The 6,820-nt window shown below is 70.5% G+C and carries 6 protein-coding genes; 4 read left to right on the forward strand and 2 right to left on the reverse strand.

Translation table 11 applies throughout. The features are described from left to right. Positions 1–382 precede the first annotated feature (382 nt). Together ACFWI4_RS28920 and ACFWI4_RS28925 are read left to right on the forward strand one after the other, a co-directional pair. Positions 383–1,240, forward strand: coding sequence for a helix-turn-helix transcriptional regulator (locus ACFWI4_RS28920; RefSeq protein ID WP_339129937.1), 858 nt, complete (start codon positions 383–385; stop codon positions 1,238–1,240). 283 nt (positions 1,241–1,523) lie between these two features. Beyond that, positions 1,524–1,733, forward strand: a complete 210-nt coding sequence (locus tag ACFWI4_RS28925) for a DUF397 domain-containing protein (RefSeq protein ID WP_387201922.1) — start codon at positions 1,524–1,526, stop codon at positions 1,731–1,733. 108 nt (positions 1,734–1,841) lie between these two features. Here ACFWI4_RS28925 and ACFWI4_RS28930 read toward each other — a convergent pair whose 3' ends face one another. Then, positions 1,842–2,681: a hypothetical protein gene (locus ACFWI4_RS28930; protein ID WP_387201925.1), complete on the reverse strand. Its 840-nt coding sequence runs from the start codon at positions 2,679–2,681 to the stop codon at positions 1,842–1,844. Positions 2,682–2,786: 105 nt separating this feature from the next. On the opposite strand from ACFWI4_RS28930, the gene ACFWI4_RS28935 reads away from it, so the two are divergent. Both ACFWI4_RS28935 and ACFWI4_RS28940 read left to right on the forward strand, forming a co-directional pair. After that, positions 2,787–3,572: an SDR family oxidoreductase gene (locus ACFWI4_RS28935; RefSeq protein ID WP_387201928.1), complete on the forward strand. Its 786-nt coding sequence runs from the start codon at positions 2,787–2,789 to the stop codon at positions 3,570–3,572. A gap of 332 nt (positions 3,573–3,904) precedes the next feature. Next, entirely contained in the window at positions 3,905–5,482 is a 1,578-nt protein-coding gene (locus ACFWI4_RS28940; protein WP_387201930.1) for a sodium:solute symporter family protein, read from the forward strand. A 10-nt stretch (positions 5,483–5,492) separates the two neighbouring features. On the opposite strand, the gene ACFWI4_RS28945 is transcribed toward ACFWI4_RS28940, so the two are convergent. Beyond that, on the reverse strand, positions 5,493–6,608 hold the full coding sequence (locus ACFWI4_RS28945) for an ADP-ribosylglycohydrolase family protein (RefSeq protein WP_387201933.1): 1,116 nt from the start codon (positions 6,606–6,608) through the stop codon (positions 5,493–5,495). Between the last annotated feature and the right edge of the window lie 212 nt (positions 6,609–6,820).

The following is a 6,820-nucleotide window of genomic DNA, read 5'->3' on the forward strand; positions in this document are numbered from 1 at the left end:
CGCCGCACCGCAGTCCCCAGGATCCGGTTCGGGAGCCGCAGGTTCGCGCGGGGTGGCCGAGACCGTACGTCCGGACGACGACACGGTCCCGCCCGCCCCGCGCGACCGCATCCGGGAGAGGCCCGCGTCCGCGTCGCGGCCGGCCTCCCCGGGAACGCGGCCCCGCGTCCGGCCCGGCCACGGACGGTGATCCGCCGTGTCCCCGGCGGGAGTTCGCGCGGCCCGGCACGGCACCCCAGGGCCGCGTATACACGCCGATTCCGCGAACTTGCGCCCACCCTGCGCATATACGCCGTTTCCCAGCGGTAGAAAGCACCTTGGTGGCAATCTGCTCAACAGCAGATACGCAAAGTACAGGCCCGCAGCCGGAGGTGCACGTCCCGTGGCGTCAAGTGTCAATCCCACCGTCCGGCGGCGCCGGCTGGGCCAGGAGCTTCGGCGGCTCCGCGAACTCAAGGGCATGACGGCCGAGGAGGTCGCCGAGCGCCTGCTCGTCTCACAGTCGAAGATCAGCCGGCTGGAGAACGGCAGACGCAGTATCAGCCAGCGTGACGTCCGCGATCTGTGCGGGGTCTACGAGGTCGAGGACCACCGGATCGTCGACTCGCTGATGCAGATGGCCAAGGACTCGCGCCAGCAGGGCTGGTGGCACTCCTTCGGCGACATCCCGTACAGCGTCTACATCGGTCTGGAGACCGACGCGGCCAGCCTGCGGGTGTACGACCCCCAGGTCGTCCCCGGTCTGCTCCAGACCCGGCAGTACGCCGAGGCCCTGATCGCGGGGGCGCTGCCGGAGACCGCGCCCGCCGACATCGACAAGCGCGTCCAGGTCCGGATGAAACGGCAGGAACGAATCTCCGCCCCCGACAACCCGCTTCGGCTGTGGACCGTCCTCGACGAGTCCGCCCTGCGCCGGGCCGTGGGCAACCGCTCGCTGATGCGCGAGCAGCTGGAGCACCTGGTCGAGCAGTCCCAACTGCCGCACGTCACCGTGCAGGTGATCCCCTTCGACATGGGCGCGCACCCGGGCCTCAACGGCCAGTACGCGATCCTGGAGTTCCCCGACGCGGCCGACTCCAGCGTCGTCTACATCGAGGGCGTCACCAGCGACCTGTACCTGGAGAAGGCGAACGACGTCCAGAAGTACAGCGTGATGTACGAACACCTGCGGGCGCAGGCCCTGAACGTGGAGCAGTCACGGCAGTTCATCGCGGACATCGCGAAGGACTACGCGCGCTGACGGGCACGGCGGGGCGGCTTCACGGGCCGCTCCGCCGATGAGCGGCCGGACCCTACACTGTCGCCGCCCCAACGGGGAAGACCCCCATGGAATATGCCATCCAGTCGAGTGAATAGTCGCTTCGTCAGCCGATGTTGGCGAGTAGCGTCGATCACACCATCGGGCAACAACGTTGGCGCGATCCTGACCGCGGGTCTCCTGACGGATCCGCGGTCCGGATGACAGTGCGCCGACGGCTTCATGGCGGCAACTCATCGACGAACGACAGCTTTCTGGAGCGATCATGGCAATTCTGCAGGGCGCCACCGACATCTGGACCAAGTCTTCCTACTCCACCGGCAACGGCGCCTGCGTCGAGGTCAAGTCCCCGGTCGTCTCGGCGATGGCCGTCCGGGACTCCAAGGTCCCCGCCGGTCCGACCCTGGGCTTCCCCGCGGCCGCCTGGAACGCCTTCGTCGCCGACGTGAGCCGGGAAGCGTCCCGCCTCGTCTGACCCGTATGGCCGGAACAACTTCACACGCTCCACCGAGAGCCCTCTCGTCCGGCCCGCCGTCCTGGCCGAGAGGGCGCTGTTCTTCCCGGGCCGGAGGGTCCCCGCATCTCAGCGCAGACGGTCCACGTAGGTGTCCGTTCCCGGGATCGTGGGGATGAACGGGGCCACCAACTCCACCTTTCCCAGGCCGGATTCGGCCACGGCCTCGTCCAGGCCGGTGAAGCGCTCCTCCCAGCAGGCGCGCGGGTCCTCCTGGAGGAACCACAACAGGGTCAGCCGGGTGTCGACGCCCTCGACCTGCTTCACGTAGGTCATGCGGTCGCCGGGGAGCGGGGTCGGCCGGAAGACGGTGACCAGGGCCGCGGGCGAGCCGGCCAGCCGCCTCGGAAGGTGCCGGGAGCACAGCCATTCCAGCAACTCGGCCCGCCGCTCGGCGGATTCGGCGTCGATGACCTCGACCACGAGGCCGGCGTAGGGGTGGTCGAGGGCGTGGAAGTCGCGGGGGCCCGCGGCGCCGTCGCGGTAGACGGTGGCCTCGTGGTCCTGGAAGGCCGTGAAGACGTGCGTACGGTCCTGGTAGACCCGCCCGTCGCGGTTCAGCCGCCTGTTGATGCCGACGGTCCACTTCATGTGGTCGTCGTAGCGCCCCTCGGTGACCCAGTAGGTCGAGATGTAGCAGCCGGCGGTGACCGGCTGGGCGACGGCCGACTTCTCGGGGTAGCGCAGCAGCTGGAGGTCACGGGTGGCCACCCAGCGGCGTCCGGCGTACATCCAGGGCATGGCCATCGCGCCCGCGTAGTAGTGGTCGTCCTCGTACCAGCGGTTGTAGGCGTACTCGTGGCCCGGGTGCGGTTCGACCAGGGTGATCAGGGCGTGGCCCGGACGGACGCCGTACGGGCCGAGGGCGGCCAGTTCCGCGTAGGTCTCGCTGCGGGTCTCCTCCGACATGCCGAACCCCTTCCCCGATGGGACGTGCGCGGGACTTCCGTCCTCCGCCGGACGCCCATACTCTGACGCCCCGTCAGGAAATGCGCCAGAGCTGGGGAGGTCCGGATGTCACTGCTCACCGGGAGGACCGTCGTGGTGTCGGGTGTCGGCGCCGGGCTCGGTCATCAGGTCGCGGCGGCCGTGGTGCGCGACGGGGGGAACGCGGTGCTCGGGGCCCGCACGGAGGCCAACCTCGCCAAGTCGGCCGCCGAACTGGACCCGGACGGCACGCACACGGCGTTCCGGGCGACGGACATCACCGACGAGGGGCAGTGCGAGGCGCTCGCCGCGCTCGCCGCCGAACGCTTCGGGCGGATCGACGCGGTGGTCCATGTCGCCGCCTGGGACAGCTACTTCGGCGGTCTGGAGGACGCCGACTTCGCGACCTGGCAGTCGGTCATCGACGTGAACCTGCTCGGCACGCTGCGGATGACCCGCGCCTGTCTGCCCGCGCTGAAGGAGCGCGGCGGTTCGATCGTCGTCATCGGCACGCAGTCGTCGGTCGCCGCGCCGAGCCAGGTGCGCCAGGCCGCCTACGCGGCCTCCAAGGGCGCGCTGACGAGCGCGATGTACTCCCTGGCCCGCGAGCTCGGACCGCACCGGATCCGGGTCAACACCGTGCTGCCCGGCTGGATGTGGGGCCCTCCGGTCGAGGCGTACGTGCAGTTCACGGCGTACACGGAGCAGGTGCCCGAGGCGGACGTCCTGAAGCGGCTCACCGAGCGGATGGCGCTGCCCGAGCTGGCCACGGACGGGGACGTCGCGGACGCCGCGGTGTTCCTGGCGTCCGACCGGGCGCGGGCGATCACGGGACAGTCCCTGCTGGTGAACGCGGGCGAGATCATGCGGTAGTCGGCGCGGCCGGCGGCCCCTCTCCCAGGCGCACGGGACCCGCATCCCGTACGGCTGTCGAATTCTCCTTGCTGTCCGGTCTGGCGAAGTGCCCGCCCATGGTGGGGGCCTCGTCACGAGCACGACAACAGCCCGGTGGGCAAAGTGGAGGCAAAATCGTTCTGCTTTCTGATCTGCGTTCATATCCGTGACCACGCAGGGGCTTGACCGCCCGGTCGGACCGGCGGTTCAATCCCCAAGTCCCCGCTCCCGCACGGGGCCGCCCGACTGCCTACTGGCGAAGTGCCGTCCGGTATCAGCAGGTTCACAAGGCGGACCCCTGGAGGGGGCACATGAACGGTCTCGACTGGGCCGTGCTGGTCGCGTACTTCGGCGTGATGACCGCGATCGGCGTCTGGTCCCACAAACGCGTGGACGATGTCAGCGACTTCTTCACCGCGGGCGGCAAGATGCCGTGGTGGCTGTCCGGCATCTCGCACCACATGTCGGGCTACAGCGCGGTGATGTTCACCGGCTACGCCGGCATCGCGTACACCTACGGCATCACCTCGTACGTCACCTGGGCGCTGCCCATCGCCATCGGTGTCGCCATCGGCGCCAAGGCCTTCGCGCCCCGGCTCAACCGGCTGCGCTCCCGGCTGCACGTCGCCTCACCGCTCGAATACCTCAAGGACCGCTACAACGTGCCGACGCAGCAGGCGCTGGCGTGGTCCGGCATCCTGCTGAAGATCGTGGACGTCGGCGCGAAGTGGGCGGCCATCGCCACGCTGCTCAGCGTCTTCACCGGGGTCACGCTCACCCAGGGCATCCTCATCACCGGCGGCATCACGGCGGTGTACTGCACGATCGGCGGCCTGTGGGCGGACGCGCTCACCGAACTCGGCCAGTTCGTCATCCAGTTGCTGGCCGGTGTGTCGATGCTGGTCATCGTGCTGAACAAGATCTCCGACCGGGGCGGTCTGTCCAAGGCGCTGGACTCGCCGAAGCTGCACGGCCACGCGAACGGGTTCGCCGGCCCCTATCTGACCGTGTTCTTCATCGCGTACCTGTTCATCAAGCTGTTCGAGTACAACGGCGGCATGTGGAACCAGGCGCAGCGCTACATGGCCACCGGGAGCGCCAAGGAGGCCACCCGGTCGGCGATGCTGTCCGCCGGACTGTGGTTCGTGTGGCCGGTCGTCCTGTTCATCCCGATGTGGCTCTCGCCGCTCCTCGTCACCGCCCAGAAGCCGGACGGCTCGGACGCCTACGGTCTGATGACCGAACAGCTGCTGCCGCACGGGCTGCTGGGCCTGGTCGTGGTCGGCTTCTTCTCGCACACGATGGCCATGTGCTCCTCGGACGCCAACGCCATCTCGGCGGTGTTCACCCGTGACGTGATGCCCGTGCTCTCCCGGGCCGCGCGCGCCTGGGACACCCGGGCCGGGCTCATCGCGGGGCGCGTCACCACCGTCGCCTTCCTCGGCTTCTCCATGGCGGTGGCGACCCAGGTCAACTCCCCCACGTTCAAGGACATCATCACCGTCGTCATCAAGTGGGTGGCGGGTCTCATGGGGCCGATCGCGATCCCGTTCATCCTCGGGCTGCTGCGGCCGTTCCGCAGGTCCGGGCCGACGGCGGCGCTGACCAGCTGGGCCTGCGGTCTGCTCGCCTTCTTCCTCGTCAACTACCACCTGGACTTCTCGCAGCGCACGGACGTGAAGCTGGAGTACCAGGTGGCCGTCCCGATGGTCATCTCACTGGTCCTGTACGTCCTCATCGGCTTCCTGCGGCCCGAGGACACCCCGGAGCGGGACGCGGTCATCGAGCTGATCAACACGGACGACGACGGCTCGGCCGCGGCGGCGATCCCGGCCCAGGCGCCGGCGGAGGCGGCGGAGGGGGCGCTGGACACGCCGGTGAAGGACTAGTACCGGCCCCTCAGGCGCGGGGGTAGCGGGCGAGCCAGCCCGGGGAGGACCCGGCGGGACCGTGCAGGGCGGGCCCCTGGGTCATCTCCATCGCGAAGTCGTCCGCGAGGACCAGCATCGTGGGGCGGCCCTCCAGTTCGGCCAGCCAGGCCGGCGGGAGGGCCGTCTCGCCGTGCAGGGCGCCGAGGAGACCGCCCGTGAGGGCGCCGGTGACGGTGGACGGCCCGCCGTGGTTCACCGAGAGGCACAGACCGTGCCGTACGTCCTCACCGACGAGCACGCAGTACACGGCGGCGGCCAGCGGCCCCTCGGCGATACCGCTCACGGCGAGCTCCTGCACCCGCTCGGCCGAGGGCATCCCCTGCCGTACGGCGCCCAGCGCGTGCTGGAGGGCGGCGGCGACCGGCTGGTGCCCGGGGCGGGCCGCGAGCAGCGCGAGGGTCTGCTGCACGGCCGTGTCGGGGTTCTCGCCGCGGGCGAGCGCGTGCACGATCACGGCGTACGCGCCCGCCGTCAGGTACGCCGAGGGGTGGCCGTGCGTCTGCGCGGCGCACTCGACGGCGAGCTGCATCACGAGCTGCGGCTCCCAGCCGACGAGCAGTCCGAAGGGCGCGGAGCGCGCGGCGGCCTCGGCTCCCGGCTCGCCGGGGTTCTTGGGCGCGTCCAGCGTCCCCATGGTCTCGTCGGCGAGGCCGAGCAGACAGGCCTTGGCGGGGTCGCGGCGGGCGTAGAGCCACTCCTCGCGGGCCAGCCAGCCGTCGTCCTTGCGCCGCTCGTCGGGCCCCCAGTCGTTCTGGGTGGCCGACCAGCGGCGGTAGGCGCGGTGCACGTCGGACGGCGGATGCCAGGCGCCGGTGTCACGGCGGACCTGGGCGCGGATGAGCCCGTCGACGCCGAACAGGGAGAGCTGGGTCAGCTGGGTGACGGCGCCGCGCCGTCCGTACGCGGGCGCGAGTCCCACCAGGCCCTCGGCGCCGTATGCCTCCCGGATCCCCTCCAGGGAGAGCCCGTCGACCGGCGCCCCGAGGGCGTCGCCGACGGCCGTGCCCAGCAGCGTCCCGCGGACCCGGCTGCGGAAGTCCTGCTGCTCCCCCCGCCCCCAGACGGCACCGGCTGTCGCACCCACCGAGACCTCCCGCGGCACTGTCCGTACGTACGTCCGACAGGTCGGCACTGTAGTCGAACAGAGGGCGTCGGTTGAGGGGTGGACGGTGGTCGCACGGAGAAGTGGGGGGGCCCCGCCCAACGAATAACCCCCGACCCCCCCCCCCCGGGCCCCCCCCCCCACCCTGGATTTTGTGGGCCCCACTCCCCCCCCCAGCAAAAAGTGTAGCGCAG

Origin of the sequence: Streptomyces sp. NPDC127038 (assembly GCF_042725875.1) — a bacterium.
GTDB lineage: Bacteria > Actinomycetota > Actinomycetes > Streptomycetales > Streptomycetaceae > Streptomyces.

What these genes read in the sequence shown, in the direction of transcription:
- ACFWI4_RS28925 (WP_387201922.1), top strand. Translation starts at nt 1,524, where the DNA reads ATGGCAATTCTGCAGGGCGCCACCGACATCTGGACCAAGTCTTCCTAC.
- ACFWI4_RS28930 (WP_387201925.1), bottom strand. Translation starts at nt 2,681, where the DNA reads ATGTCGGAGGAGACCCGCAGCGAGACCTACGCGGAACTGGCCGCCCTC.
- ACFWI4_RS28935 (WP_387201928.1), top strand. Translation starts at nt 2,787, where the DNA reads ATGTCACTGCTCACCGGGAGGACCGTCGTGGTGTCGGGTGTCGGCGCC.
- ACFWI4_RS28940 (WP_387201930.1), top strand. Translation starts at nt 3,905, where the DNA reads ATGAACGGTCTCGACTGGGCCGTGCTGGTCGCGTACTTCGGCGTGATG.